This window comes from Luteococcus japonicus (assembly GCF_003752415.1).
Classification (GTDB): domain Bacteria; phylum Actinomycetota; class Actinomycetes; order Propionibacteriales; family Propionibacteriaceae; genus Luteococcus; species Luteococcus japonicus.
On record NZ_RKHG01000001.1, the window covers coordinates 1,401,906 to 1,427,254 of the forward strand.

General features: G+C 68.3%; 30 protein-coding genes, 2 tRNA genes and 1 pseudogene. 14 read left to right on the forward strand and 19 right to left on the reverse strand.

From position 1 onward, the window contains the following. Window positions 1–206: 206 nt before the first annotated feature. On the reverse strand, window positions 207–890 hold the full coding sequence (locus EDD41_RS06835) for a Crp/Fnr family transcriptional regulator (protein WP_123575381.1): 684 nt from the start codon (window positions 888–890) through the stop codon (window positions 207–209). A gap of 161 nt (window positions 891–1,051) precedes the next feature. Here EDD41_RS06835 and EDD41_RS06840 point away from each other — a divergent pair, with 161 nt between their 5' ends. The 9 genes and pseudogenes from EDD41_RS06840 (at window position 1,052) to EDD41_RS06875 (ending at window position 8,599) form a co-directional block, all read left to right on the forward strand. Then, window positions 1,052–1,285, forward strand: coding sequence for a heavy-metal-associated domain-containing protein (locus EDD41_RS06840; RefSeq protein ID WP_071644956.1), 234 nt, complete (start codon window positions 1,052–1,054; stop codon window positions 1,283–1,285). 136 nt (window positions 1,286–1,421) lie between these two features. Then, complete coding sequence (locus EDD41_RS06845) at window positions 1,422–3,374, forward strand: heavy metal translocating P-type ATPase (RefSeq protein ID WP_245995558.1); 1,953 nt, start codon at window positions 1,422–1,424, stop codon at window positions 3,372–3,374. A gap of 126 nt (window positions 3,375–3,500) precedes the next feature. Continuing rightward, window positions 3,501–3,926, forward strand: coding sequence for a cupin domain-containing protein (locus tag EDD41_RS06850; protein ID WP_123575383.1), 426 nt, complete (start codon window positions 3,501–3,503; stop codon window positions 3,924–3,926). 64 nt (window positions 3,927–3,990) lie between these two features. Further along, window positions 3,991–4,899 carry an NADP-dependent oxidoreductase gene (locus EDD41_RS06855; RefSeq protein WP_123575384.1) on the forward strand — a complete coding sequence of 303 codons (909 nt, stop codon included), beginning with the start codon at window positions 3,991–3,993 and terminating at the stop codon, window positions 4,897–4,899. Between the two features lie 278 nt (window positions 4,900–5,177). Next, window positions 5,178–6,032 carry a helix-turn-helix transcriptional regulator gene (locus EDD41_RS06860; protein WP_245995559.1) on the forward strand — a complete coding sequence of 285 codons (855 nt, stop codon included), beginning with the start codon at window positions 5,178–5,180 and terminating at the stop codon, window positions 6,030–6,032. Between the two features lie 134 nt (window positions 6,033–6,166). Further along, window positions 6,167–6,802 (forward strand): annotated as a pseudogene (locus tag EDD41_RS17955) (replication initiator); the annotation flags it as partial. Window positions 6,803–6,891: 89 nt separating this feature from the next. After that, window positions 6,892–7,347: a replication initiator gene (locus EDD41_RS17135; RefSeq protein ID WP_342769282.1), complete on the forward strand. Its 456-nt coding sequence runs from the start codon at window positions 6,892–6,894 to the stop codon at window positions 7,345–7,347. Beyond that, on the forward strand, window positions 7,344–7,532 hold the full coding sequence (locus tag EDD41_RS06870; protein WP_123575386.1) for a helix-turn-helix transcriptional regulator: 189 nt from the start codon (window positions 7,344–7,346) through the stop codon (window positions 7,530–7,532). The genes EDD41_RS17135 and EDD41_RS06870 overlap by 4 nt, the downstream gene beginning before the upstream one ends. After that, window positions 7,529–8,599, forward strand: coding sequence for a tyrosine-type recombinase/integrase (locus EDD41_RS06875; RefSeq protein ID WP_123575387.1), 1,071 nt, complete (start codon window positions 7,529–7,531; stop codon window positions 8,597–8,599). The genes EDD41_RS06870 and EDD41_RS06875 overlap by 4 nt, the downstream gene beginning before the upstream one ends. On the opposite strand, the gene EDD41_RS06880 is transcribed toward EDD41_RS06875, so the two are convergent. The 7 genes from EDD41_RS06880 to glp all read right to left on the reverse strand — a co-directional run bounded on the left by EDD41_RS06880 (window position 8,583) and on the right by glp (window position 13,444). After that, window positions 8,583–9,155, reverse strand: coding sequence for a hypothetical protein (locus tag EDD41_RS06880; RefSeq protein WP_123575388.1), 573 nt, complete (start codon window positions 9,153–9,155; stop codon window positions 8,583–8,585). The two genes, EDD41_RS06875 and EDD41_RS06880, sit on opposite strands and share 17 nt — an antisense overlap. 80 nt (window positions 9,156–9,235) lie before the next feature. Beyond that, a tRNA-Ala gene (locus tag EDD41_RS06885) sits at window positions 9,236–9,311 on the reverse strand. A gap of 74 nt (window positions 9,312–9,385) precedes the next feature. After that, window positions 9,386–10,135, reverse strand: coding sequence for a hypothetical protein (locus EDD41_RS06890; protein WP_148060494.1), 750 nt, complete (start codon window positions 10,133–10,135; stop codon window positions 9,386–9,388). 251 nt (window positions 10,136–10,386) lie between these two features. Then, complete coding sequence (locus EDD41_RS06895) at window positions 10,387–11,097, reverse strand: GNAT family N-acetyltransferase (RefSeq protein WP_123575390.1); 711 nt, start codon at window positions 11,095–11,097, stop codon at window positions 10,387–10,389. Further along, window positions 11,087–11,569 (reverse strand): MogA/MoaB family molybdenum cofactor biosynthesis protein, encoded by a 483-nt coding sequence (locus tag EDD41_RS06900; protein ID WP_094764249.1) that lies wholly within the window; start codon window positions 11,567–11,569, stop codon window positions 11,087–11,089. Before EDD41_RS06900 ends, EDD41_RS06895 begins: the two co-directional genes overlap by 11 nt. A gap of 2 nt (window positions 11,570–11,571) precedes the next feature. Next, the gene (moaC, locus tag EDD41_RS06905; protein ID WP_123575391.1) at window positions 11,572–12,129 is read right to left on the reverse strand and encodes a cyclic pyranopterin monophosphate synthase MoaC; all 558 of its coding nucleotides are present in this window, start codon (window positions 12,127–12,129) and stop codon (window positions 11,572–11,574) included. Next, window positions 12,122–13,444: a molybdotransferase-like divisome protein Glp gene (gene glp, locus EDD41_RS06910; RefSeq protein ID WP_123575392.1), complete on the reverse strand. Its 1,323-nt coding sequence runs from the start codon at window positions 13,442–13,444 to the stop codon at window positions 12,122–12,124. The genes moaC and glp overlap by 8 nt, the downstream gene beginning before the upstream one ends. Window positions 13,445–13,462: 18 nt before the next feature. Here glp and EDD41_RS06915 point away from each other — a divergent pair, with 18 nt between their 5' ends. Beyond that, window positions 13,463–14,095 carry a 5-formyltetrahydrofolate cyclo-ligase gene (locus EDD41_RS06915; protein WP_123575393.1) on the forward strand — a complete coding sequence of 211 codons (633 nt, stop codon included), beginning with the start codon at window positions 13,463–13,465 and terminating at the stop codon, window positions 14,093–14,095. A gap of 154 nt (window positions 14,096–14,249) precedes the next feature. Here the strand turns inward: EDD41_RS06915 and EDD41_RS06920 are convergent, their stop codons facing one another. Next, complete coding sequence (locus tag EDD41_RS06920; RefSeq protein WP_123575394.1) at window positions 14,250–15,524, reverse strand: integrase core domain-containing protein; 1,275 nt, start codon at window positions 15,522–15,524, stop codon at window positions 14,250–14,252. A 260-nt stretch (window positions 15,525–15,784) separates the two neighbouring features. On the opposite strand from EDD41_RS06920, the gene EDD41_RS06925 reads away from it, so the two are divergent. The 3 genes from EDD41_RS06925 (at window position 15,785) to EDD41_RS06935 (ending at window position 17,362) form a co-directional block, all read left to right on the forward strand. Continuing rightward, entirely contained in the window at window positions 15,785–16,090 is a 306-nt protein-coding gene (locus EDD41_RS06925; RefSeq protein ID WP_094764501.1) for an FmdB family zinc ribbon protein, read from the forward strand. Window positions 16,091–16,218: 128 nt separating this feature from the next. Then, a complete protein-coding gene (locus EDD41_RS06930) occupies window positions 16,219–16,839 on the forward strand; it encodes an SAF domain-containing protein (protein WP_123575395.1) in 621 nt (206 codons plus the stop codon). Between the two features lie 160 nt (window positions 16,840–16,999). After that, window positions 17,000–17,362 (forward strand): MscL family protein, encoded by a 363-nt coding sequence (locus EDD41_RS06935; RefSeq protein WP_094764503.1) that lies wholly within the window; start codon window positions 17,000–17,002, stop codon window positions 17,360–17,362. Window positions 17,363–17,443: 81 nt separating this feature from the next. On the opposite strand, the gene EDD41_RS06940 is transcribed toward EDD41_RS06935, so the two are convergent. From EDD41_RS06940 to EDD41_RS17775, 10 genes are all read right to left on the reverse strand, one after another. After that, a complete protein-coding gene (locus tag EDD41_RS06940) occupies window positions 17,444–18,088 on the reverse strand; it encodes a hypothetical protein (RefSeq protein WP_123575396.1) in 645 nt (214 codons plus the stop codon). 76 nt (window positions 18,089–18,164) lie between these two features. Next, window positions 18,165–18,536, reverse strand: a complete 372-nt coding sequence (locus EDD41_RS06945) for a hypothetical protein (RefSeq protein WP_123575397.1) — start codon at window positions 18,534–18,536, stop codon at window positions 18,165–18,167. Further along, on the reverse strand, window positions 18,533–19,921 hold the full coding sequence (locus EDD41_RS06950) for a UTP--glucose-1-phosphate uridylyltransferase (RefSeq protein ID WP_123575398.1): 1,389 nt from the start codon (window positions 19,919–19,921) through the stop codon (window positions 18,533–18,535). The genes EDD41_RS06945 and EDD41_RS06950 overlap by 4 nt, the downstream gene beginning before the upstream one ends. A gap of 248 nt (window positions 19,922–20,169) precedes the next feature. Then, window positions 20,170–20,245 (reverse strand) — tRNA-Arg (locus EDD41_RS06955). 127 nt (window positions 20,246–20,372) lie between these two features. Continuing rightward, window positions 20,373–20,735: a thioredoxin gene (gene trxA, locus EDD41_RS06960; protein ID WP_094764508.1), complete on the reverse strand. Its 363-nt coding sequence runs from the start codon at window positions 20,733–20,735 to the stop codon at window positions 20,373–20,375. 101 nt (window positions 20,736–20,836) lie between these two features. Then, window positions 20,837–21,589 (reverse strand): class I SAM-dependent methyltransferase, encoded by a 753-nt coding sequence (locus EDD41_RS06965; RefSeq protein ID WP_148060495.1) that lies wholly within the window; start codon window positions 21,587–21,589, stop codon window positions 20,837–20,839. Window positions 21,590–21,599: 10 nt separating this feature from the next. Then, window positions 21,600–22,652, reverse strand: a complete 1,053-nt coding sequence (locus EDD41_RS06970; protein WP_123575400.1) for a hypothetical protein — start codon at window positions 22,650–22,652, stop codon at window positions 21,600–21,602. Next, on the reverse strand, window positions 22,649–23,344 hold the full coding sequence (locus EDD41_RS06975; protein ID WP_123575401.1) for an iron-dependent transcriptional repressor DtxR: 696 nt from the start codon (window positions 23,342–23,344) through the stop codon (window positions 22,649–22,651). The genes EDD41_RS06970 and EDD41_RS06975 overlap by 4 nt, the downstream gene beginning before the upstream one ends. 187 nt (window positions 23,345–23,531) lie before the next feature. Next, window positions 23,532–24,494, reverse strand: coding sequence for a hypothetical protein (locus EDD41_RS06980; protein ID WP_123575402.1), 963 nt, complete (start codon window positions 24,492–24,494; stop codon window positions 23,532–23,534). A gap of 22 nt (window positions 24,495–24,516) precedes the next feature. After that, a complete protein-coding gene (locus EDD41_RS17775; protein WP_281273101.1) occupies window positions 24,517–24,642 on the reverse strand; it encodes a hypothetical protein in 126 nt (41 codons plus the stop codon). A gap of 24 nt (window positions 24,643–24,666) precedes the next feature. On the opposite strand from EDD41_RS17775, the gene EDD41_RS06985 reads away from it, so the two are divergent. Continuing rightward, window positions 24,667–25,326 (forward strand): hypothetical protein, encoded by a 660-nt coding sequence (locus EDD41_RS06985; protein ID WP_148060496.1) that lies wholly within the window; start codon window positions 24,667–24,669, stop codon window positions 25,324–25,326. The last annotated feature ends 23 nt before the right edge of the window (window positions 25,327–25,349 follow it).

A 25,349-nucleotide genomic window follows, 5' to 3' on the forward strand; every position in this document is an offset into this window, starting at 1 on the left:
GTGGTGCGTAGGGGGGTGCGCAAATGCGGAACGCCGACCCTTGCGGACCGGCGTTTAGGTCGGCCCCTTCGCCCGCTTTGCGCCCGTGCCGGGGGAAGCTCGTAGGGAGCAGCCCACACAGGTGACGCCACTGCAAGAAGGTCAAGGGCGGGTTCGAGTTGCACCGGATACTGCCCAGGAGGCCGCCACGCCGCAGCGGCACCGGACTATCGAGGTGTGGCTACGTGTTCAAGCGCATCGATATCGAGAATCGTGACCTCCCGGCGCCCGTGCAATTCGATAAGGCCGGAGACAGAGAGCGCGGCAAGGCGTCGACTCAGGGTCTCCGGCGTCGTGCCGAGGTACGCCGCGATTTCCTGTTTCGCCATCGGAAGTCTCACCGTGGCCGCTCCGTCCCGCATGGTGCCAGGTAGGTCCAGGAGGTAGGCCGCGACACGGGCATTGACATCGCTGGAGGTGATGGCGGCCAGCAGTCGCTCGACGGAAGAGAGGCGGTCGGAGAGCGTCCGCAGCATCCGCTGACTGATGTCGGGGTAGTCACGAAGTAGGACTGCAAGGTCGGCATGGTCGAACACGCACATCCTGCTCTCTTCCAGCGCGACGGCGAGATCGTTCGGACGGTGGCCCGTCAGGAAGGCACGTTCACCCACGACGTCACCGTCGGTCACCGTTCGCAGGATCTGCTCCTGACCATTGGCGGCCGCGTGGCTGACCTTGAGCTGTCCGCTGTGCATCACCAGCAGGCGCGAGACCGGCTGTCCGGGCGCATAGACGATCTCCCCCTTTTCGGCGAGTACCGGGCGGGCGAAGTCCGCAACACGCAACTGTTCCTGACGGGTGAGGCCTTGGAAGATCGGGACGCGGGTGACGCACAAGTCATCCTCGGGCATGACACCACTTTATCCCATGCCGACCCGACGCGACCGTAACGGACGGGCCAGCGGCGCTCGGGGAGGAGCCCCGCGAACTTGATCTATGTCAAGGAGTTCGCGGCACGGCGAACCTACGGTGAAGGTGTCAGTAAGAAACACCAAGACGGAAGGATTCCACAATGACCACCGCGACCACAACCCACACCATCCTCCGCGCGGAAGGTTTTTCCTGCCCCTCCTGCGTGGCCAAGATCGAGAAGCAGGTCGGCCGCCTCAAGGGTGTCGAGAACGTGAAGGTCCACTTCGCCTCCGCCCGCATCGAGATCGACCACGACGCCGAGCGCGTTTCGGTGGATGACCTTGTTGCCGCCGTCGTGAAGGCCGGCTACAAGGCCACGCCCGCGGCCTTCTAACGCCAGCGGGCCCCACAGGGCCCGCTCACATTTCCCCCTTCATCCTGCCGGTACGCCGGCTCAAGACGCAGAAAGGTCGTACCCGAAAGTGAACAGGCTCCAGAAATGGGTCTATGGGAACTGGTCCGTTCCCGTCGTGTCCGGCGTGCTCATCATCATCTCGTTCGCCCTCCAGTGGCTGGGCGGAGGTGTCGCCAACCTCGCCGTCAGCCCGCAGTGGTGGCTGGACGCCGGCACCCACGCCGCGCATGCCAGCGCGGCCTTCACCCTCGGGGATGTCTTCATGATCGCCGCGGCCGCCGTCGCCGGCTACGGGATCGTACTCAAGGCGGTTCGTGCGCTGATCGCCAAGGTCATCGGCATCGACCTGCTGGTGTCGGTCGCGGCCATCGGCGCTGTCATCATCGGCAACTTCTGGGAGGCCGCGGCGGTGACGTTCCTGTTCGCCATCGGCCACGCCCTGGAAGCTGCCACCTTGAACAAGACGCGCTCGGCACTGGCCGAACTGGTCGCTGTCGCCCCGGATTCCGCGACCGTGGTGCGCGACGGTCAGCAACAGGAGGTCCCTGCCGCGCAGGTGAGAATGGGCGAGATCGTGCTGGTCAAGAACGGCGCGAAGGTCCCCGTCGACGGTCAAGTCGTCTCGGGCACCGGCGCCATCGATGAGGCCTCGATCACCGGCGAATCGATCCCGGTGGAAAAATCCGAGGGCGGACAGGTCTTCGCCGGCACCGTCTCCCGCGGCGGTTTCCTGCAGGTGCTGGCCACCGGCATCGGTGCCGATACCACCCTAGCCCGGATCATTCACCGGGTCGAGGAGGCCCAGGACGCCAAGGCCCGCACCCAGGCGTTCATCGACCGCTTCTCCGGCTGGTACACCCCCGCGGTGATGGTGCTGGCCCTGGCGGCCGGACTGATCTCCGGCGACGTGGTGCTGGCCCTGACTCTGCTGGTCATCGGCTGTCCCGGCGCCCTGGTGATCTCCATCCCGGTCGCGATCGTGGCCGGCATCGGCCGCGCCGCCCGCAACGGCATCCTGATCAAGGGCGGCGAATTCCTGGAGACCTCGGCGAAGATCTCCGCGGTCGCCGTGGACAAGACCGGCACCCTGACCGAGGGACGCCCGCAGCTGACCGACGTCGTCGTCCTGGACTCGGCGTTGGAGCGCAGCGAGGTGCTGCGCTGGGCTGCCGCCGCTGAGGCCGGCTCCGAACACCCGCTGGCCCGTCCCATCCTGGACACCGCCCAGGCCGAGGGAGTAGGCCCGCACGGCATCCCCGGCACGGTCACCCCGGTCCCCGGCAAGGGCATCGTGTCCGATGTCGACGGTCGGCGGGTGCTGATCGGTAACCCGCCGCTACTACTCCAGTACGGCGTTGTCGATGACGGCAGCGCCGCCCAGGCGGCGGAATCGCTGGCCGCCGAGGGCAAGACGCCGATGATCGTGGCGGTCGATGACAAGGTGATCGGCGTCGTCGCCGTCGCCGATCAGGTCCGACAGGATGCACCCGAGATGGTCGCCCGCCTGCACCGGGCCGGCGTGGAGAAGGTGGTCATGCTCACCGGTGACACCCGGCTGGTGGCCGAGGCCATCGGGAAGGCGACCGGGATCGACGAGATCCACGCCTCCCTGCTTCCCGAGGACAAGCTGGACGTGGTCGCGCAGCTGCAGCAAGAGGGCCACACGATCGCCATGGTCGGCGACGGCGTCAACGACGCCCCGGCCCTGGCCACCGCGAACATCGGCGTGGCGATGGGGGCGGCCGGCTCGGCCGTAGCCGTGGAGACCGCGGACATCGCCCTGATGGGCGACAACCTGCTCAAGCTGCCGGAAGCTATCGGATTGGCCAAGCGGACCGTGTCCGTCATGCGGCAGAACATCGCGATCGCCCTGATCACCGTGGTGCTGCTGCTGGCCGGCGTCTTCGCCGGCGGAGTGACCATGTCGATCGGCATGCTAGTCCACGAAGCCTCCGTACTGGTGGTCATCGCCAACGCGATGCGACTACTGCGCAACGCCCGCGGCTCCACCACGATGCCCAAGAGCGAGAGGACCACCGGAACAGCGGCGCAACAGGTCAACGCCTGACATCGAACCCGCGTAAGCGGCAAACAGGTACCCAGCCGCTACCGCTCCCGGCGCGGGACACACCGACATATTCACAACAACGACCCGAACACCGAAAACGAAAAACGCAACTGGAGGAGAGCAATCATGAACGGAAAGAACTTCACCCTGGGAGACAACGTCGAGCATTTCACCATCGCGGACGTGGCCCGGGACAACCCCGACTTCCGGAAGGTGCTGTGGACCGGTGAACACGCCCAGATCGTGGTGATGACCATCCCGCCCGGCGGCCAGATCGGCGACGAGGTCCACGAGCACACCGACCAGATCCTGACCTTCGTCTCCGGCACCGGCGAAGCCGATCTCAACGGCCACACCCACCCCATCGATGCCGGTGACCAATGCGCGGTACCGGCCGGAGCCCGGCACAACTTCCGCAACACCGGCGACGAGCCGCTGGTGCTCTACACCATCTACAGCCCACCGGAGCATGCTGCCGGCGCCGCCTTCGCGACCCGGGAGGAAGCCGACGCCGCCGAAGCCGCCGGTGAGGACGAACCCCCTCGGCTCTGACCCCCATCGTCACGTTATCTAGGGCACTAAGACACACCGCTCAGATCAGAAGGAGATCGCATTCATGTCCAAGGTCTACGTCTTCACCGACTACGGCGGACCCGAAACCCAGCAGCTGATCGACCGGCCTATTCCGGAGCCTGGACCCGGGGAACTGGCCATCGAGGTCCGGGCCGCCGGTGTGAATCCGGCCGACTGGAAGATGCGCGAGGGCCGGCTGGGTCGTGCCTGGTCGTTGCCGGCGCCGATGGGCCGTGAAGCCGCCGGCGTGGTCATCGCGGTGGGCGGCGGGACCGAAGGCTTCGCGGTGGGCGATGAGGTGCTCGGCCTGGTGGCGCCCGGGCAGGGCGGACTGGCCGAGCACACGCTCTTGAGCGCCTCCACCACTGTGGCCAAGCCCGAGGAGATCTCCTTCATCGACGCCGCCACCATTCCGGTGGCCGCAGCCACCGCCTATGACGCCACCCACCAAATCGAACTGGAACCAGGCCAGACCCTGCTCTTGTTGGGCGCTGGCGGCGGGGTGGGGCTGATGGCCGCGCAGATCGGCCGGGTACACGAGTTCACGGTCCTCGGCATGGCCGACGTGGCCAAGCGGGAACTGGTCGAGTCCACCGGTGCGGCCTTCATCGGATCCGGTTCGGGCGTGGCCGATCGCGTGCGAGAAGTCGCTTCCAGCGTCGACCTGATCGTCGATCTCGTCGGCGGTGACGCGCTGCGTGCCGTCGCCGATCTGGTGGCCGATCCGGGGCGGATTATCTCCGCGGCCGATCCGGACGCCGCGGTCGAACTGGGCGGCCGGGGCTTGGCACGTACGACTGAGGCCATGGGGAAGATCACCGAGGTGATCCAGCACGGGCTGGTCGACCCCCATGCGGACACCCAGTACGACCTCAATGACGCAGGTCAGGCGATCGCAGCCGTGGAGACCGGGCACGCCGGCGGCAAGGTCGTCGTGGTTCCCGAAGGCTGATCAGCCATGCCGGGCGTGGGGGCGAGTTGCGTACTGCGGATGCCCTTACGCAACGCGTCCATCATGGCCCGATCTGCGTCGTCGCTGACGAGGGCGCGAACCTCGTCCTTGGCACGTGATGATGCCAGCCGCACTGGTGGGGAGGGCGGCTGATGGGATCGCCCGCGGCCGAGAGCAACGCCGCACCCCCTGCGGGTGCCAGTCGTCGCCGGTTTTCTCCGATCCTTGCTCGGACCCGGACCGTGCATTCCCCGGTGGGCCCGGTGGCCTATGACTGCGTGAAGGTGATCGTGGTCCGATCGGGTTCGGCGATCCTGTTCAGTGAGTTCGGGCAGAAGCCCGTCGGCGCGGGCGATGTGATGGTCCTGAGCGCGAATGTCTTGTGTGGCAGCGAACCGGAGGGCCACATCACCGTCACCACGGTCTACCTGGACACCGACTACCTGGTGGACCAGGTGTTCTGGCAGCATGCCGGGCTGCTCCAGGACCGGCTCGATGCCCAGGGACTGGTGGAGACGATCTACACGGAACCGGCTCAGGCGCTGCGGCTGGGCGAGGACCGGACCGGGATGCTGATGCCCTGGCCGGATGAACTCGTGGTGCTGAGTATCGATGGCGGGTTCGGAGCGCACTTCTACCGGATGCAGGCGTTGTGGTTCGCGATTATCGACGTGGTCGCCCCGTTCGTCCGCGTATCCCAGGTGCGGCTGTCTCCAACCCAACGGGCCCGCACTCGGCCCACTCTGCCGCGGGATCGGCGGTTTGCTCCGATGCGGAACGAAGCGGTGCAGGCCCGGGAGGCACCGCACGGAGCAATCGCCGAGTCCTGGACCCTACCCAGGCTGGCTGGCATGGTGCATCTGTCTCCGAAGCAGCTGGTCCGGGTCTTCGCCGACACGTACGGCAAGACACCGCTGGCCTATCTGACGATGCTGCGGGTGGCGGAGATGGCGCGCCTGCTGCGTGAGACCAACGTGAGTATCAGCGAGGCGGCACACCAGGTGGGGTGGCGTAGCCGCAGCCGGGCCAGCAAGACGTTCGTCGAGTGCACCGGCCTGACCCCGCGCCGCTACCGGACCATGCACGTGACGGGCACGGGTTGGCCGGGAAACGGACAACCGTGTCGTCCATAGGGACGTCAATGAGACCTGCAGCGTCCGCGGCCGGGCGCTGACTGTTATCCCGGAGGGTACGTCAGGCACGCCGCTGTTCCTGACTGTCAACGGCCCGGTCTGATCGAGATGCACCCGATCTGCCCCGTGTGCCGATGGATCAGCGCACCGTAGGGACGACCTTCGTTGCCAGGGATGGCCGGGAATACCGACCGTCGATGTTCGTGACCTTGACGCTTCCGAGCTACGGCCCGGTCATTCCTGGCGTCGGCACGCCAGCAGACCCGAGCACCTACAACTACCGGCGTGCCGCCCTGGACGCGCTGATGTTCCCGAGGCTCGTGGACCAGTTCTGGAAGGCCCTGCGTCGCTGCGCTGGGTACAACGTGCAGTACTTCTCGGCCATCGAGCCGCAGAAGCGTTTGGCCCCGCACCTGCATGCCGCCATCCGTGGGGCCATCCCCCGGGCGACGCTGCGTCAGGTGGCCAAGGCTGTCTACCTCCAAGTGTGGTGGCCGTCGATCAACCACGTCGTCTACGGCGCGACGGTGCCCGTGTGGACCGGTGCTGGCTACGCGGACCCCACTACAGGCGAGCTGCTGCCCACGTGGGAGGAGGCTCTGGACGCCTTGGAGACGCCCGGCGCCAAGCCCATGCACGTCATGCGCTTCGGTTCGCAGGTCGACGCCCAGGGCATCGTCGCCCCGAGTCCCGACGCCGACCGCGCCGTGCGCTACCTGACCAAGTACCTCACCAAGTCCGTGGCCGAGACCTGCGGTGACGAGTTGACGGCCGCCCAGACGGCTCACATCGACCGCCTGCACCGGGAACTGCGCTACCTCCCGTGCAGTGAGCGGTGTGCGAACTGCTGCGTTACGGCGTGCAGCCCAAGGGTGCTGGTCCTGGTCTGGCGCCGGGGTACTGCTCACACAAGGCACATGACCGGGAAATGCTCGGGCTTGGCGGGCGCCGCGTACTCGTGTCCCGCAAGTGGTCCGGCAAGACGCTTCAGCAGCACCGAGCCGACCGTCAGGCCGTCGTCCAAGCAGTGCTCGAAGAAGCCGGGTTCACCACCCCGGAGATTGACCGTCTGGCGGCCGACACCCAGATGGACGACGGCTCGCGCCGCTTTACCTGGGAGAACGAACCCCGCAAGGCCCACGCCTACCGGCTCGTCATGTTGGAGAGCATCCGCCAGCGGCAGGAGTGGCGACGGTCCTACCACCTCGCCAAGGGGCGAATTGGCCTCGCGGAAGACCAGTCGCCCGCGCCGCCACCCTGGGCGTCACCACAGCCGCCCCCACCCACCTCACCCGTCCTTCAAGGAGCATCGTGAACGTCAAGGAGTTTGAACGACTGCTGACGACCGCTGAGGTCGCCAAGATCGTCCAAGTGTCTCCGTCCACGCTCTGTCGTTGGCGTCAGCAGGGCGTCGGCCCCCGCGTGACCTGGCTCTCGCGCTCCATCCCGCGCTACGCCGCGTCCGACGTCGAGAAGTGGTTGCAGAAGACCGCAGCATGAGCGTCCGCAAGGAACCCAATGGCCGCTTCCGGGCCGTCCTCAAGTCGGGTCGCCAGTACGTGACCAGCAAGACCTTCGACACGAAGCGTGAGGCCACGGAATGGCTCTCCCGCGAGCGGGCAGCCCTGGTCGGCGGCATCGACCCCCGCGCCGGCCGCGTTCGGACCCGTGTCTTGGTGGAGCAGTGGCTGGAGGTGCGCGCCATCACCGTCGCCAAGAAGACCTATCGCACCGACCAGGACCTGCTCCGCCTCATGCCCACCTCGATGCAGAACATGGGCGTCGCGGCCATCTCGGCACGCGAGGTGTCCCGCTCCTTCGAGAGCCTCATCAAGCAGGGCCTGGCAGAGTCCTCGGTGGTTCGCTACCGCGCCAGCCTTTCGAGCTTCTTCTCCTGGTGCGTCCGTGAGCGGTTCATCACGTCGAACCCGGTGACGAGCGTCCGGGTTCCGAAGTCGTCGGCCGAGCGCGTCGAGATGAGCCCGTGGAGCGAGGCCGAATTGGAAGCGCGCTACCTGGCCTGGAAGAAGTACGACGAGCGCCTGGCCGACATCCTCCTCGTGATGGGCTGGACCGGGCTCCGCTGGGCCGAAGCTCGCGCCCTCACCGTCGGCGACATCGCCCTGGGCGACTCCCCCGCCCTGCGCGTCCAGCGATCCGACCCCGAGGGTATCGGCGTGAAGTCCACCAAGGGACGCCGGTCCCGACGTGTTCCTCTGGCGAACCGAGTCCTGCCCATCGTGCTGTCGCTCAGCAGTGGGAAGTTCCCGTCCGACCTGCTCCTCACGACGAGCAACGGGAGCCAGCTCCACCGTTCAGCAGTTCTCCGCGCCGTCCACTGGCAGACCACCGGCCAAGGACGCCGCATCCATGACCTTCGCCACACTGCCGCCTGCCTTTGGCTCGCCCGTAGCGTCGACCCTGGAACCGTTCAGCAGTGGATGGGCCACGAGTCCATCGCGACGACGAACCGATACCTGCACCACCTGGGCAACGCGGCTGATCGAGCTGGCCTCGCCAAGCTCAACGCTGCCGGTCAGCCCCCGAAGATCAGCTCTCCGCGGTGAGCTTCTGATAGTTGCCCATCGCTTTGACGTTCTGGGCGACCTTCAGGGCTTGCACATCTCTCTCGACCATCAGTGATTGCAGCTTGATCTGGTCTTCCGATGGCAGGCTCGACGTGATCAAATTCTCCACGACGCGAGTGAGCGGCTCACCGATAGCTCGCTTGTAATTGAACCCGACGAGCTGGAGGATCGTAAGCATCTCCTTCGAGACCAGCTTCTTGACAACTGCTAGGGCTTCGGATTGCTCTTCATCCCCGCCCCCGAGGCCCATCAGTTCCTCCACGGTCGGCAGGAGCTTGTCGGTGATATATGTGATGTCCCCCCTGCCGATGGATTCTGCGACTAGATGGTCACGCAATGCCGTCGCAATCTGCTGGAGCTGAGACCGCTCATCGATGAGTTGCTCGATGATGTCCTGCAGCTCGTTGACAGTCTCCTCATGCTTGCCAGCGGCCTTGCTGGCCTGGATGCGGGTAGCGACCGCGGCGGAGGTATTGGTCGCGGTGAGGGTGCCCAGCTGGGCCAGGAGGGGTCCGAGGGAGGGATCGATGTCCATGGCAAGAAGCCTAGACGCCCCGGGGTGCGCAGGGGGTGCACAAACGCAGAACGCCGGCCCTTGCGGACCGGCGTTTGTGCTGGTGGAGCATAGGGGATTCGAACCCCTGACCTTCTCATTGCGAACGAGACGCGCTACCAACTGCGCCAATGCCCCAAGTCTTGAGTTGTGTTGCTGACGAGCAGCGAGGAAAAGAGTAGCACTCCCCCACCTTCGCTAGCCAATGCGGGTCACTCGCCAACGGCGCGGCGCTGCTCCTGCTCGTCGCCGTTCCCGGTCATCTGGTCCTGCTCGCGGGCCTCGGCCACCACGGGGGCATTGCTCGTCGCAACCGGCGCGGGCGCCGACAGGTCGATCGTGCGCACCGTGCGCGGCACCATCGGCTTGCTGACGTAGGTGGGAACCGTCACCGGGATCGGGCCCCACAGGCCACCGGTCAGGCCCTCAATCGGGGCGCTGATCTCAATGGACAGTTCGGTGGAGTCATTGCTGACGCCCAAGTTGCGCAGCCCGGCAGGCACCTCGAAGCTGATCGTCTCGTCGCGCCAGTCGGTCTCCAGCTCGGCCAGCCGCGCATCGAGCTGCGCGTTCAGGCGCACGACGCTGAACCGCGCCACCACCAGGAAGGCCACCAACAGCACGGCGGGCACCAGCGGGGTCCACCAGATGACGGCGTCGAAGGCAGCACCCGCCACGGTGAAGGCCGTGAGCCCGGCGAGTGCCAGGACCACATTGCGACGACGTCGTGCGGCGCGGCGTGCCGTGTCGCGGATCTCCGCGCGGGCAGCACGACGCGTCAACGGCGTCGAGACCGACGAGTCGACGACCGCCGTGGACGGGGCAATGATGCGAGCGGTCTCACCGAAGCGCTCCAGCGGATCCATGGCTTCAAGATCAACACCGTCGCGGCGCGCGACAAAGGACGGAACGAGGTAGGCCAGCCACCCCAGAGCAATTACCACAAAGATCAGTCCCGTCACGGGCCCAAGGTTATGGGTAGGTCAAGCACACGGCGGCGACCCTCAACGGAGTGTCGAGGAGTTGGTTGAGGAATTCTCATCACAGGACTACATTCCAGCGCCCACAGACATCCGAGTGGCTTCCTGCCAGCCGCTCGTGTTGCAACACACGCGGACCGCAGAAACCCGAGCGCCGCCCAGGAACCCACGCGACACGAGCAAACCCGAGCGGATGCCACGAACCCGAGCGGCTCGCACCACGGCCCGCAGGATCAGTCGAGATCCCTAGCCAGGTAGCGATTCAACAGCCCATCGGGGACGTCCTCGTCGCACAGGGCGAAGCTGCGGTGGTCCCGCCAGTCCCCGTCGATGTGCAGGTAGCGCTCACGCAGGCCCTCGTCGCGGAAACCCAACTTCTCCACCACGCGCAGGCTCTTGGCATTCTCGGGCCGGATGTTGACCTCCATCCGGTGCAGACCCATCACCTGGAAGCAGTAGTCGGTGACCAGCGCCAGGGCGGTCGGCACCACGCCACGGCCGGCCAGCGCCTCGTCGATCCAGTAACCGCAGTGGGCAAAGTGCGCCGACCCCCAAGTGATGTTGCTCACCGTGATCTGGCCGGCCACCTGCAGACGTGAGGCCCGGGTGGGCCGGCGGGCCGGATCCAGCGCAGCCTCGTCCCAACAGATCGCGAAGGGCAGCGCGAGGTCCTGCTTCGCCTGTGTGTTGAGGGCACGCACCATCTGGCCGAAGCTCGCCGCCACCCGTGAGGAATTGGGCGGACGGGTGGCATCCCACGGCGCATTCCAAGCACGGTTGCGTTCCCGGACCTTGTTCCATTCGCGGCGATCGGTGAGGCGAAGCGGCCGCAGCACCACCGCGTCACAGCGCAGTTCCACCGGCCACCGGTGCCGCACGGGAAAGTCGACGCACTCGGGAAGACGGCGCGGGCACTCCGGCAGGTCCGAGGAGTCAGTGGTCATGGCCGGACACCTGGCCGACGGCGTGCGGAAGAACCTGCTCCAGCACGGCCAAGGCATCGCGCACTCCCCCGACGGACCCGGGCAGGTTCACGACGATGGTCTTCCCGGCCGCACCCGCCAGCCCCCGTGAGAGGACCGCGGTCAGCACCCCTGCCTCGACGCCACGCTGGGCGATCAGCGCCGCCAGGTGGGGCAGCTCCCGGTCCAGCAGGGGCCGGGTCACCTCGGGGGTGCGGTCTCGCGGCGCCAGCCCGGTGCCACCGGTGGTCAGCGCCACCGTCACCTCTTCGGCCACTGCCGCGCGGAGGGCGTCGGCCACGGGTTCCCCGTCGGGGACCACCACCACCGGATCGACGTCGAAACCCATCGCGGCCAGACCCTGGGCCGCCAAGGGCCCGGAACGGTCCTCGTAGATGCCGGCCGCGGCCCGGTCCGAGGCGGTGATCACCACGGCCCGCCCCAGCGCACCCATGGTCACGCCTCGGTCCAGTCGCCGCTACGGCCTCCGGACTTGGCCACCACGCGGACATCGGTGAGCCGGGCGTGCTTGTCGACGGCCTTGACCATGTCCACCAGCCCCAGTGCGGCGGTGCAGACGGCGGTGAGGGCCTCCATCTCAACGCCGGTGCGGTGGGTGGTGCGTACAGTGGCGGAGATCTCGATGCCGTGCTCGAGGGTCTCCAGATGCACGTCGACGCCGGTCAGCGGCAGCGGGTGGCACAACGGAATCAGGTCGGAGGTCTTCTTGGCGCCCATCACGCCCGCAATCCGGGCGACGGCCAGCGCATCGCCCTTGGGCAGCGCAGCGTCGGCCAGCGCGTCGAGGCACTCCTTGCTGAGCAGGACGACGCCCTTCGCGGAGGCGGACCGGGCCGTCACCTCCTTGGCGCTGACGTCGACCATCCGCGCCTCCCCGTCGCCGGACAGGTGCGGGAAGGGCTGGGAACCGTCGGGCTGGGAAGCACGCGCGCGGGGTACCTCGGGAATGAAGGCGTCCACCGACGAGGGACGAAAGACCGGGCGCTCAGTCATTGTCCAGCATCCAGACCATGACGCGCTCGCCGGCATCGACCACTTCGGTGTCCTCGCCCAGCAGGACCAGCGCATTGCAGGCCGCCAGGTCACCCAGCAGGTGCGAGGAGTGACCCCCCACCAGGTCGACGAGGCGTCGGCCGTTGTCCTCCCGCACGATGGCCCGGCCGAACTGCAGCTTGCCCTTGGCGGAACGCATCACGGAGCCCGCGACGCAGCGCACCGGGTGGTGGTTCAGGGGCTCGACGCCCATCAGCTTGCGGATCACGGGCCGCACGAAGCACTGGAAACTCACGTAGGCGCTCACCGGGTTGCCGGGGAGCATGATCATCGGCACCCTGTCCTCGCCGATCAGCCCGAAGCCCTGCGGCTTGCCCGGCTGCATCGCCACCTCGGCGAAGTCACACGTGCCCAGGCTGGGCATCACCTGCTTGACGACGTCGTGGTCGCCCTTGCTGACACCGCCGGTGGTGATGACCAGGTCCGCACGGATCAGCTGGTCCGTGATCGCCTCGCGCACGGCCTCCGGCTCGTCGGAGGCCACCTGCACGCGCCAGACCTGGCAGCCCTCCGCCTTCGCCGCGGCGGCGATCATGAAGCTGTTGGCGTCGTGGATCTGGCCGGGGCGTTCCAGCGGCCGTCCGGGGTCCACCAGCTCGGCGCCGGTGGAGACCACCACGACGCGAGGACGGGGACGCGCCAGCACCTTGTCGATCCCGGCGGCCGCCAGCAGGCCGATGGTGCGGGCATCCAGCCGCTGACCACGGCTCATCAGCTGGTCACCGTCGTGGATGTCGGAGCCGCGCAGCCTGACGTACTCCCCTGCCGTGACCGGCTCGAAGATCTTGACCTGCTCATCGCCTCCGTCGGTGAACTCCAGCGGCACCACGGCATTGGCGCCGGGCGGGATCGGGGCTCCGGTCATCACCTTGATGGCCTTGCCCTGCGCCAGTTCCTCGGTGCCGTCGTCACCGGCGGCGACGTGGCCGGCAACGGTCAGGGACAGGGGCTCCCCCTGACTGGCGGCGGCGATGTCCTCGGCCCGCACCGCGTAGCCGTCCATCTGGGAGTTGTCGAAGGCGGGCAGGTCCGTCTCCGAGCGGATGTCCTCGCACAGGGTCAGCCCGTGCGCGTCGAGCAGGCTCATGCCGAAGTAGGGCAACGGCTCCACCAGACCCAGCAGGTAGTCCCGGTGATCCTCCATCACCCGCATCCCGTCCTCGCCGGTCCGTGGCGGATCCGGCAGCGACTCCGTTGGTGGGGTGGGAGCCTCAGCCTCTTCGACGAGCTTCTTCTTGCGACGCAACAGTGCCATGACCTTTACGATAGGCGAATGACCTCGTGGGACTCCGACGGACTCTCCAAGCATGATGTGCGACGTGAGGTGGTGGCTCGCCGTCAGGCCAGACCCGCCTCCCAGCGGCTCGACGACGACCGTGCCCGTACGGGGCTGCTCCTGGCGGCCCTGCGCGACGTCGAACCGGCCACCATCTCCTGCTACCTCTCCGTGCCACCGCACGCCTCCCGCCCCGAACCGGGGACCCTGGAGATCGTCACCGCGCTGTGGACCATGGGCCACCGGGTGCTGGTGCCGGTGCTCTCCCCCACCCCCGAGGGACCGAGACATGAGCCGGCCTGGGCCTTCTTCGAGGGGCCGTCGGAACTCCGCCCCGGGCTGTGGGGCATCCCCGAACCCACTGGTACGCCTCTGGGTGCCGAAGCCCTGGCCGAGGCGGACCTGGTGCTGTGCTCCGGGCTGGCGGGCACCCACGACGGCCGCCGGCTGGGCGTGGGCGGCGGCTGGTACGACCGGGCCCTGGCGCACTGCCGCGAGGACGCCGAGGTGTGGATGCTGCTCAATGACGACGAACTGCTCGAGTCACTGCCGACCGAAGCGCATGACCGTCGGGTGGACCGGATCCTGCTGCCCGGTCAACTGCTGACCTGCGTCCACGCGGAGTCCTGAGCCCGGCCGCCTCGGAACAGCCGGGAGCCGGGGAGCGGGCCCGGCGGTTCACGTCGCGCCGGCTCTTGCACCGGGCGACGGCGGGGGTTCCTGGCGACGCGCCTGCGGGGTGCCAGGTGCTGTCATGTCTCATCACTTCTGGGACTCCCAGATGTCATGACATCTGGGACAGTTTGTAGGCGCGGCTGCGGCGGTCGATGACGGGGACCAGCCGGTGGGGTGGTTGGGTGACCGAGACGTATTTGGTGGGTGATGGCCAGGGGATGCTGGCGTGGAGTTCACCGTTGTCGTCGAAGATGTCGAGCTGGCCGTCGGTTTCGACGAGGTGGACCAGTTGGTGGGCCATGTCAGGGCCGAAACCGATGCTGGTGCCCTTCCACGCGGTGCGCAGGTTCCCGCCGATAGTGCGGTCCTCGATCCGGTTCTTTGCGGGCTGGGTGGGCTGCCGCAAGGACTGGCTGTAGAGCAGGTCGAGCGGAATCGCTCGGGGCTCGGGTCCGGCCTTGGAGGCTACTTGCCAGACGGCCATGGGCGTCAGGTGATGCCCCAGGCCTTGGTGTTGGCGTTCGTGGTTGTACCAGTTCCGGTAGCCGTCCAGGGCCTGGGTGAGGTCCTGCAGGGTGGCCGGTGTGCGGGCATGGAGCCAGCGTTGCAGTGGCTGGTGAGAGCGTTCGACCTTGCCTTGGGTTTGTGGGTGGCTGACCCGCCCCGAGATCGGCCGGATCCCAAGCCCGGCTAGCCAGACCTCAGTCGCGGACAAGCGTCCGCGTCGGTGCTGGTTGAACGCCGCGCCGTTGTCGGACAACACGCTCTGAGGCGGGCCGAACGCATCGATCCCGGATTGGAGGGCCTGCCGGGCGCCGGCCGTGGACTCGCCACCTGCCACGGCGATCAGGGCTGGGCAGAGGCGGGAATGGTCGTCGACGACGTGGTAGATGGTGACCAGCCCGATCTCAGGCAGGTGCCATTCCATGCCGTCGAGTTGCCACAGTTCGTTGGCCCTGGCTCGTCGGAAGCGACGGTACGAGGCGCGGGGACGTGTGCGGGGTGAGGGCGCTGACAGGCCTTCGCTGCGCAGGATCCAGGCGATCGTGGACCGAGACGGCAGCGGGTCCGCCTCCCGTTGAAACAGGCGCCACTCGACCGACCACGGGCCACAGTCCTTGCCCTCGGCCACCAGTTCCGCATGGGTCACGCGTACCAGGAGACGAGTCCAGTCCGTGTAGATGGTGGCGGGATGCTTGGGCGCCCGTGACTCGGGGACCAACGCCGCGGCCAGCCCGCGTTCGGTGGCCTTGTCTCGGACTCGGTAGAACGAGGATGTCGAGATCCCCGCCCGTCGGCAGAACTCGCTGACCGAGACCTGCTCCACGTCGGGATCGAACCGGACGATCTGCTCACGAACCCGTGGCGACAATGCGCTTCCCATTCCCCCAGCGAACTGCCCCAGATGTCATGACACCCGACCGTCCCAGAAGTCATGACACCCCGGTGTCCCAGAAGTGTTGCTACATGACACGGGGTGCCAGGTGCAGAAGGCGGCGCAACGTGCAGGTTGGGGCGCAGCGTCGCGTCGCCTGCTGGAGGATCCCCACGCGATTACCGGGGTCGTGGTCCACGTCGATAGAATCGCCCGGTTGCCGGAGCCCGCGCCACACCGCCCGCCCGGCCTGCCGATTGAAGGGGACCATGCCTACCTACCAGTACCGATGCACCGAGTGCGGCGTCGAACTCGAGCGCGTCCAGAAGTTCAGCGACCCTGCCCTGACCCACTGCGAAGACTGCGGCGGTGCCCTGCGCAAGGTCTTCAACGCCGTGGGCGTTGTCTTCAAGGGCTCGGGTTTCTACGCCACGGACAACCGCACCAAGGGTTCCTCCAGCGCGGCCACCCCGGCGAGCTCCGGCACGTCCTCCAGCACCGATTCGTCGAGCTCGTCGAAGAGCGATTCCAAGCCGGCCAGCACCACGAGCAGCACCACGACGCCTGCCCCCTGACCCTCGGCACGCTCGGGGAGCGGGTGTCGACGACTGCCAAGGTTGTCCACAGTTCGCCCTTCTCGGTGCAGGAATCCCCAACTGTGGATGACTGACACGAAAACGGGCCCGACGCACACACTGCAGGTGTGAGCATCTCCCACCAGTTGACCCAGTTGCGCCGGGCAGCCCGTTGGCATCGTCGCGGACTGGCCGCCCTGGCCGCGGCCATGGCAACCCTGGCCATCCTCGCCGCGCTGCGCCCCGCCCCACCGGTGACGGCCAGCGTCGTCGTGGCCGTCAAGGATCTTCCCGCCGGACACCGGCTGAGCGGCACCGACCTGGAGCTGAGCCATTTGCCTGCCGAGCTCTTACCACGACACGCCGTCACAAACCCCGATATCGCCATTGGCGAAACCCTCGCCGCGCCCATCACGCGTCGCAGCGTCCTGACCCGAGCCTCGACGGTCTCGGTGGCCCTGACTCCAGGTGCGGGAGAACTCCTGGTGCCGGTCCGGATCGCCGATGGCTCGGTGCTGGGCCTGGTGCACGTCGGTGACCGCGTGACCCTGGTGACAGCGTCGGCGGAATCCCAGGTGATCACCCTTGCCAGCCGGGTGCGCGTCGCCGCCGTCCCGCAGCAGGAGGAGACGGGCAGCCTGTCCGCGAGCACGGACCGCGCCATGCTGGTGGTCGCCGCGGACCGCGCCACCGCCGAACGCCTGGCGGCCCATGCCACCGCCGACGGGATCGGAATCGCCCTGGGGTGACCGGATTCTCAGCGGCCTGCCAGAAAAGCCCGCGTGTTTGGCCCGAAAAGCCCGCCATTCACTTCAACGACACTTGCACTTTCAAAGTTCCCGTAGTCTTGATGTCGTAACAGTTTGCGGGCCCGTCCAGGGTCTCCTGTTGTGTTGAAAGGAGCAACCCATGAAGGGTTTCAAGGATTTCGTACTGCGCGGCAACCTCATTGAGATGGCCGTCGCCTTCATCATCGGCGGCGCATTCGCCACCGTCGTCACCGCCTTCACCAAGGTGGTCATGGAAATGCTGGCCAAGGCCGGCGGCGCCCCCAACTTCGACGACTGGAAGATCTTCGGCCTGACCACCGTCGGCCCCTTCCTGACCGCCCTGATCGCCTTCCTGATCCTGGCCTTCATCGTCTACTTCTTCATCGTGAAGCCCTACGAGGCCGCCAAGAACCGCTTCATGAAGCCGGCTGAGGATGGCGACACCCCGGAGAGCCTGCTCGCCGAGATCCGCGACCTGATGGCCGCCGAGAAGCGCGCCTGATCCTCAGGACCAGTCCCACGCACCAAGGAACCCCCGCCGCCCGCTGGGCGACGGGGGTTCTTGCATGTCCGCGAGCAGCTGCTACCAGCCCCAGGCCAGGACGTGACGGCCGGCCGGGGCGTCGTGCTGGATCCGCTGCACCTCCGCGGTGGGAGACAGCTCCTGCGTCGAGGACGCTTCCTGGTCTCCGGGTGCGATGTGTGAGTGACGCACCCAGGCGGGCAATTGCTGCTCGAAGGCCACTTCCTGGATCAGCTGGTGGGTACCGTCCGGCCGTGGCGTCACCAGCTCGCAGCCGGCCTGCGCCGTGCGAGACACCTCGGTGATCACCAACTGCTGGTGCAGGATGGCGAACTCCCCCGGCGCCAGAGCCGCGTCCAGGCCGGTGCAGGTGAGCAGGATGCGCGGGGCCCCGGGCGAGGCCGGCTCCAACTCCACCACCTCGGGACGGGGAATGTCCGCCAGCTCGACGAGCTCCCACTGCGCCTCGCGTGGCACCTCGTGCACGATCACCAGGCGGTCCACCCCGGCACGCTCGGCCCGCACCAGCTGGAAGACCCGTCGGGCCAACCGCCCGGGCGCCACCACCAGGCGGTCGCGCAGCACCTGCACGGCCACGTCGCGTTCCAGTCCGACGCCCAGGCTGGCCAGGGCGGGCTGGATGCCGGGATGCTCCGGTAGCACCGCCAGGGGATCCCAGCCGCTGGGGCTCACCGTCGCCAGCACCCCGGTGAGCCAGCCGCGTCGGTGAAGACCTGGGCGAAACGCTCGCCGCTCTCCTGGTGGTCAACGGAGCCCATGGTCAGCCCACATTTCCGTGGTGCGGGGGCCGGTCCGCCAGCAAGCGCTGCTCCGCCGGCCCGATCACCTTGGGCCCGACGTGGCGGGTACGCATCAGTCCATCGGTGCCGGTCAGACGCCGCACCTCCTTCAGGACTGCCGTGAAGCGGGCGAAACCCACCTGCGCCAGCACCTCGCGCGGCACCTCGAAGGGCCACGGCTGCTCGTCGGCCTGGCGCTGCAGGCGCAGCCCCACCAGCCTCGGGGCGTCCCAGCCCAGGTCGGCCAGCCGGGCCACCACCTCGTCGGGGGTGGCGGCCCCACCGGCCATGACCGCCGGGCGCTCACCGGTCAGGGCGAGCGCCACGGCGGCCAGCAGTCCGTCGTCGCTCACGCGTCGAGGTCCACGACGCCGTCCAGGACGGTCCCGTCGGCAATGGTGGCCGGTGCCTTCGCGTTCACGGTCACGTCGCCGACGACGCTCACGTCCCGGCCGAAGCTGACCTCACCATTGACGGTGAGCGAGCTGGCCTGCCGCAGCGACGGGGCCTCGGGGATGAGCCGGCTGAAGTCCTGCACCAGCTTGTAGGGCTTGTCCAGCTTGATCGCCGGCGTCGTGGCCTGGGCCACCAGGTGCCCCTGGTCATCCAGCTCGTACAGGTCGGAGCGCAGCAGCAGCAGCTCATTGGTGGTCTTGACCGGCAGGAAGCGGTCGCGGCCCACGCAGATGGCCGTCGCCCCACCGAAGACCTCGATGGCGGCACCCATCGCACTCTCGATCTGGATCACCTTCGGCGACGACGCGTCGGCCGGGTCCACGGTCTTCTCATTGCGGATCAGCGGCAGGCCCAGCACACCGCGGCGCTCGACGAGGGTGTCGCGCACCACCTGCAGGTCCAGCCACAGGTTGTTGGTGTGGAAGAAGGGGTGACGGTGCTCGTCGGTGAAGAAGTCCATCTCCTCCTCGGCGCACTGTGCGGTGTCACGCAGCACCAGCTGGCCGTCGGCCTTGCGGATGGCCAGGTGGCCACCCTTGCGGTCGTTGACGGTGCGCACGCACAGCTCCGCGGCATAGGGTGCGCCGGAGGCGGCGAACCAGCCGGCGACGCGGGCATCCGGGGCGGCGCCCAGGTTGTCGCCATTGCTCACCGACGCGTAGCGGAAACCCTGCTCCAGCAGCTTGTCCAGCACACCGGAACCCAGCAGGGCCGTGTACAGGTCCCCATGACCGGGCGGGCACCACTCCAGCGTCGGGTCGGCCGGCCACTCGGCAGGCGTCAGGTCATCGGCCAGCAGCTTCGGCTCCTGGTTCTGGACGAAGTCCAACGGCAGGCCCTCGACGGCCAGCTCCGGGTACTTCTCCAGTGCCGCCAGGGTGTCCTCCTGGGTGCGGAAGGAGTTCATCAGGAGCAGGGGCACCCGGGCGCCGTGGTGCTCGCGGGCGGCCAGCACCTGCTGGACGATGATGTCCAGGAAGGTCTTCCCGTCGCGCACCTCCAGCAGGTTCTTGGCCTTGTCCAGGCCCATCGACGTGCCCAGGCCGCCGTTGAGCTTGATGATGGCGGTGCGGGACATGGCCTCACGGGCCGCTTCCTCACTGATCTCGACGTCGTCGAGCATCGGCGGAGCCGTCAGCGGCTCGATCGTGTCCTCCCGGATCAGGCCTGTCGCGCCCGATTCCAACTGCCGGTAGTAGTGGCTGAACACCTCGATGGCGGCGTCGCTGACCCCCGAGGCGCGCATCTTGTCCGTGGCTTGTGCAAGACCGTTGTCGCTCATGAACCCGATCCTAGAGGGGAGCGGCTGGGCACTGGCGCTCGGAACCCCCGGCAATTGGCTGTGAGGATGAGGGAAGGCGATGCCGCGCGCAGGGCCGAAGCCGTCTACCCACCCCCAGGAGACATGCGACGCTCGGCATCGCCTTCACCTGAAGAGTACGGGGCCACGGGCCTGAGCCGGGCATGGAAAGCAGCTGGTCAGCGGCACCTTCAGCCCCTCATCAGCCCCCTCGTGGGGAGCTGGGCTGCTGGCGACCCTGGGAGGATTCGAACCTCCGACACACGGTTTAGGAAACCGTTGCTCTATCCCCTGAGCTACAGGGCCAGCGCACCGGCTCGTAGCCGGCGCTCGTAGAAGAATACGGCATCTGCCGTGACCGAAGCACACGGAGGGGCCGAGCCGTCGGTGCGTTCGGCACCGCGGCTCGGCCCCTTGAGCATGCGTGTGTGGCTCAGGCCTGCTGCTTGGCGGCCTCGGCCTTGAGCGAGTCCATGTCCAGGCCCTTGATCTGCTCGATCAGCTTGTCCAGCTGCGAACCGTTCAGCAGGCCGGACTGGCGGAAGACCAACATCCCCTGACGGAAGGCCATGATCGTCGGGATCGAGGTGATCTCCAGCCCGGCGGCCAGGTCACGCTCGGCCTCGGTGTCCACCTTGGCGAAGGTGACGTCGTCGTGACGGCCGGAGGCCTCGTCGTAGATGGGCGCGAAGCGCATGCACGGGCCGCACCAGGAGGCCCAGAAGTCGATCAGGACGATCTCGTTGTCGTTGATGGTGCTGGCGAAGGTGTCCTTGTCCAGGGCGACGGGAGCCATCGTGTCCTCTTCCTTGTTCGGTAAAGCCTGAGCTGTGAAGTCTTCGACGCTCGGCGAGCGCCTGTCATGGTCTCAACGAACCGGGGCGGTGCGCTATTCCCTCACTTGATGGCCACGACGCGACGCAGGGGGATCGGCACCCGGATCCCGTCGTGCTCGGCGGCCTGCTGGGTCAGCCAGTCGGAGGCCGCCTGCAGCCGCTTTGGCGAGGTGGTGGGCAGATAGAGCCCGCTCAGCAGCAGGTCCGCGTCCTCGCGGTCCTCGACGGTGAAGTGGTAGCGCTCACGAGCATCCTCGGCCTTGCGCAGGCCGTGCTGCTCCAGCAGCTTGCCGACGGCCAGTTCCACCGTGGCGGGAAAACGTGGCGTTCCCAGCAGCACCTGGGTCAGCCGGGCCGCGGTGCGCATGTCGCGGGCATTCAGGGGGCGGATGGTGGGCACCAGGCCGACGAAGACCCCGCCGGGACGCAGCACCCGGGAGACCTCGTCGAGCAGGCCGGAGGTGGGATGGATCTGTGCCAGACCCAAGGTGCTGACCACCGCGTCGAAGGAGCCGTCGGCGAAGGGCATCGCCAGCGCGTCGCAACGCACGAAGGGCCCCGGGCCGTGGGCTGCGGCCAGTTCTGCGGCATTGCGGTCCAGCCCGATCACGGTGCGCCCCTCGGCTGCCAGTTCCCGGCCCATTGCACCGGCGCCGCAGCGCACGTCGAGCACGCGCGTGGCGGTCTGGCTGACACCGCGCGCGAGCCAGCGATAGGGGGTGTGGTTCCCGGAGGTGCAGCGGGAAAGGACGGCGTCGGCTATGCCGGGCCGCCGGGTGTGGAAGTCCGTGAGATAGCCACTCCAGTCGTCCATGGGGACCACACTAGCCAGCGACGTGGTCCCGGGCCCGGCGCAGTGCGGCAATGATGTCGTCGCCGATCTCGCGCAGCAGCGTCCCCTCACCGATCCTGCGGTCGGCCACCGTCGAGATCAGGGCCGACAGACCCGGGAGCGCCTCGTGCGGATCCGTCGGCATGGCGCCGATCAGCGGGTTCGAGCCGTCCGGCCACTGGGCGCTCAGCTTCTGCCAGGTGCGCAGCCAGCCCTCGCTGATCTCACCCACCGACGGGACCCCGAAGAAGTGCCCCACCGGGGCGTGGTGCCGAAGCGCCACCAAGGGGCTGTCCAGGTAGATCAGGGCCAAGCGCAGCCGCGCGTCCAGCGAACGGCGCTCCTCCCGGCTGCCCTGAACCGCCCAGCCGCACGGTGTCGGGCAGGTGGGGCCCACATCGGGCCGTTCGCCGGCCTCGATCGTCAGGTGATTCATGGCGCAGACGGCCAGGGTGTCGCCCAGCCGGGAGTGGAACTTGTCCAGGTAGCTGGTGAAGCCCACCCGGTCACCCTGCGACGCGTTCACGGCCCGCTTGGCGGTGGCGCGCATCGCCGAATTGTGCGGACATTCCGGGTCATCGGTGCCCCAGCGCTCCCCCACCTGGCCACCCAGCCGCAGCGGGTCTCCGCCATGGCCCAGCCGAGGCTCCCAGGCCAGCTGGCACAGGTATTCGCCAATCAGGTGCGCGGTCACGACGAGGCTCTGCGGCTCCCCGCGCTCGGCGCGCAGGTTCAGCACCTCCAGCATCAGCTCGTAGAGCGGCACCAGCGAGCCCAGAGCTCCACGGTGCGGGTCACGCGGGCCGTGGGGGAAGCCCGAGGCGCTCAACCGCTCGGCCCAGGCGTACTCCTCCACCGTCGTGGCCAGCTCGTCGAAGTCCTCGGCATCCAGGGCCAGCACCCGCTGTGCCACCGCCGCCAGCCGGTGCGCCTCGAGGATCGCCGGATCGTTGTCACCCGCCGCAATGCGCTGGGTGAGCATGGACAGGGCCGCGTCGTACCAGTGCTGCTCGCACAGGGCGACGAGGGATGCGGAATCGATCATGCGTCGGTGGCGAGGCTGACGAACAGCCCCTCCGCGACGGCCGCCGGAACCTCGCAGGTGCGGCCTCCGGCCTCGATCACGACGGTCTGGCCCTGCAGTCGGGCCGTCATCGAGGTGCCGGGCAACAGGTCCATGCTCTGCAGCACCCCGAGGGTGTCAGGGTCCGCCTGGCAGTTCTCGCTCATCCGGCGCAGGACCACCTGCACCGGCTCGGCGCCCAGGACGGTGGTCAAGGACTCCACGCCCTCCCGGAAGGACAGTTCGCTGCCCGCACCGCCGATAGCATCCAGGCCCGGAATGGGATTGCCATAGGGGGACTCGACGGGATCGGACAGGATCTGCACCAGACGACGCTCCACCTCGTCGGAGATCACGTGCTCCCAGCGGCAGGCCTCGTCGTGCACCTGGCTCCACTCCAGCCCGATCACGTCCACCAGCAGGCGCTCCGCCAGGCGGTGCTTGCGCATCACGGCAATGGCCAGCCCACGTCCCTTGTCGGACAGCTCGATCCGGCGGTCCTCATGCACGCGCAGCAGACCGTCGCGCTCCATCCGGGCAACGGTCTGGGAGACGGTGGGGCCGCTCTGGTGCAGGCGCTCGGCAATCCGGGCGCGCAGCGGCGTGATGCCCTCCTCCATCAACTCATAGATGGTGCGCAGGTACATCTCAGTGGTGTCGATCAGTTCATTCACGGCAGGCTCCTCGGGGGCAAGTGTCGCATTGAATCACTCAACTGGCGAGCGCGTCGACCCATTGTCCGCGACGCATCACGCGGCGCCCTGCGGCCGTCCTCCCCCACCCCGACCGTGTCCGGGCCTTCGACGTCGTCGACGCCGGTGACCATCCGCTGGGAGGAAGAGCGCGTCACCGCGGCTCTCCTCAGTGCTTGAGCGCCACGAAGGCGCCCGAAGCCAGCGAGATCAGCCCCGCGACGACCAGGGCCCACAAGGTGCCCCTGTTCTGCGAGGCGGCGCTGGGCCCAGTGGCCGCGGGGCTGGCCGGGGCCACCGTGGCCGGCGCCGGGGGCACGGAGGCGAGTGAGGTGGGCACCGCCACGTTGGTGAGCGTCGCCGGGCTGGCCAGCCCGGACACCGCCAGCTGGCTGCCGTCCAGGGCTGTGGTCAGCCCGAGCCCCTGGGCCTTCTCCGGGAGCGCAGCCGCGGCGGTGGCCGTCAGCTTGTAGGCGTCGAGCACGTGTACCGAGGTCAGGGTGCGCAGCACGAGGCTGCTGCCATCGGCATTGAAGGAGGCGTCGGTGACATTGGCCGGAGCATCCGCCACCCGCACCAGGGTGTTGGTCGGCCCGCCGGGAACCGGCTCCCCCGTGGTGCGGTAGATGCCGGGCTTGGTGCCCCGGGTGACCAGGTAGATCTTGCCGGTGCGGCTGACCGCCATGGCACCGCAGTCCTTCGCGCCATCTGGGTAGGCCAGCGTGAAGCTGCGGTAGGGCGCCGTGCCGCCATAGGCCAGGTCTCCGAAGCGGTAGGCCGCCACCGTGTCCCGCGAACCGGTCCGGTCCCCGACGTCGCCCACCCACACCCGGGAGTCGTGGAAGCTGACGGCCTGCACGTCCTGGGGTGTGGCTCCGTAGCTGACCGTGCCCTTGACCTTGCCGTCCGCGCCCACCGCCCGCACCTGCCCGGAGGTACGTGCCGGCACCCAGTAGACCTTGCGGCCGGCGTCGGCGGCCATGCCGGTGACCTCACCGACGGCGGGGTCGGTGCTGATCGTGTCATCGGCGCGAGCGGGAGCCGTGGCGGTGGCCCCGGCGGCCGCGGCCAGCATGCCGGCGACGGTGAGGGCGCGCAGGGCGCGTGCAGTGCCCGCGGGAGAGTCAGCCATGTCGTGGAGTCCTTCGTCCGGGTCAGCCGAGTACCGCACCCAGCACGACGAGCAGCACCAGGGCGGCGAGCACCCCGGAGACCACCAGGCGACGAGAACGCGGATTCACGAAGCCCACCATATGCCGTCGGGCCCACTGCCCGGCCACGCCCGAACGGGCTACCTTGGGTTCATGGGTGAGTTGCGCATGTACGCCATCTGCATCGACGAGGTCCGCGACATGTTCGGCGCCACCCCGGCCATCGCCGGGACGCTGCGCCAGATCGCCTCCGAGACCTTCCGCGGCGCCCCCGTGCCGCCCCGCGCACCGGGAATGCTCGGCAAGCTCGGTCCCCTGTTCGCCCGGGCACCCGAGGCACCGTTGGTTCCGCACGGCACTCCGCTGCCCTCCGACGTGGAGAACCTGCTGGCCGGACGCTTCGTGGCGCCCGAGCGTCTGGGGCTCGCCTGGCAGGTCGTCGACGCCTGGCTCGGCCGCCGCAGCCTGGCGCGCCACGTCCTGCACCGCACCCCGCGCGAGGTCGACCAACTGGAATTCGAACTCACCCGTGCCGGACTGCCCAGCCAGTTCGGGATCGGCAAACTGCAGGCCCTCGACGCGCAGATCCCGCTGCGCCCACTGCCGGGGATGAGCGTTGGCTACTGCAAGCACGCCCACGTGCTGGCCAGCGGACGCGCCCTGCAGGCGGTGCTGCCCGACGTGCTGCCGCACAGCCACCAACGCGCCGCCGCCCTGGCGGACTTCCTGACCTCCTTCGAGACGCTGGCAGGGGCCGCCCGCGCGAACGGGCGGCCCCTGCCGGACCTCTTCGTCACCTTCGACCGGGGTTGACCTCCCCGGCAGTGGAGCTCGGC

Bases quoted from the DNA above. Each gene is read 5' to 3' on its own strand.
- glp (WP_123575392.1), bottom strand. From the start codon at position 13,444: ATGGCACTGTTGCGTCGCAAGAAGAAGCTCGTCGAAGAGGCTGAGGCT.
- EDD41_RS06840 (WP_071644956.1), top strand. From the start codon at position 1,052: ATGACCACCGCGACCACAACCCACACCATCCTCCGCGCGGAAGGTTTT.
- EDD41_RS06965 (WP_148060495.1), bottom strand. From the start codon at position 21,589: ATGGACGACTGGAGTGGCTATCTCACGGACTTCCACACCCGGCGGCCC.
- EDD41_RS06895 (WP_123575390.1), bottom strand. From the start codon at position 11,097: ATGACCACTGACTCCTCGGACCTGCCGGAGTGCCCGCGCCGTCTTCCC.
- EDD41_RS06875 (WP_123575387.1), top strand. From the start codon at position 7,529: ATGAGCGTCCGCAAGGAACCCAATGGCCGCTTCCGGGCCGTCCTCAAG.
- EDD41_RS06835 (WP_123575381.1), bottom strand. From the start codon at position 890: ATGCCCGAGGATGACTTGTGCGTCACCCGCGTCCCGATCTTCCAAGGC.
- moaC (WP_123575391.1), bottom strand. From the start codon at position 12,129: ATGACTGAGCGCCCGGTCTTTCGTCCCTCGTCGGTGGACGCCTTCATT.
- trxA (WP_094764508.1), bottom strand. From the start codon at position 20,735: ATGGCTCCCGTCGCCCTGGACAAGGACACCTTCGCCAGCACCATCAAC.
- EDD41_RS06985 (WP_148060496.1), top strand. From the start codon at position 24,667: ATGGGTGAGTTGCGCATGTACGCCATCTGCATCGACGAGGTCCGCGAC.
- EDD41_RS06915 (WP_123575393.1), top strand. From the start codon at position 13,463: ATGACCTCGTGGGACTCCGACGGACTCTCCAAGCATGATGTGCGACGT.
- EDD41_RS06925 (WP_094764501.1), top strand. From the start codon at position 15,785: ATGCCTACCTACCAGTACCGATGCACCGAGTGCGGCGTCGAACTCGAG.
- EDD41_RS06850 (WP_123575383.1), top strand. From the start codon at position 3,501: ATGAACGGAAAGAACTTCACCCTGGGAGACAACGTCGAGCATTTCACC.
- EDD41_RS06900 (WP_094764249.1), bottom strand. From the start codon at position 11,569: ATGGGTGCGCTGGGGCGGGCCGTGGTGATCACCGCCTCGGACCGGGCC.
- EDD41_RS06935 (WP_094764503.1), top strand. From the start codon at position 17,000: ATGAAGGGTTTCAAGGATTTCGTACTGCGCGGCAACCTCATTGAGATG.
- EDD41_RS06970 (WP_123575400.1), bottom strand. From the start codon at position 22,652: ATGATCGATTCCGCATCCCTCGTCGCCCTGTGCGAGCAGCACTGGTAC.
- EDD41_RS06920 (WP_123575394.1), bottom strand. From the start codon at position 15,524: ATGGGAAGCGCATTGTCGCCACGGGTTCGTGAGCAGATCGTCCGGTTC.
- EDD41_RS06950 (WP_123575398.1), bottom strand. From the start codon at position 19,921: ATGAGCGACAACGGTCTTGCACAAGCCACGGACAAGATGCGCGCCTCG.
- EDD41_RS06855 (WP_123575384.1), top strand. From the start codon at position 3,991: ATGTCCAAGGTCTACGTCTTCACCGACTACGGCGGACCCGAAACCCAG.
- EDD41_RS06980 (WP_123575402.1), bottom strand. From the start codon at position 24,494: ATGGCTGACTCTCCCGCGGGCACTGCACGCGCCCTGCGCGCCCTCACC.
- EDD41_RS06880 (WP_123575388.1), bottom strand. From the start codon at position 9,155: ATGGACATCGATCCCTCCCTCGGACCCCTCCTGGCCCAGCTGGGCACC.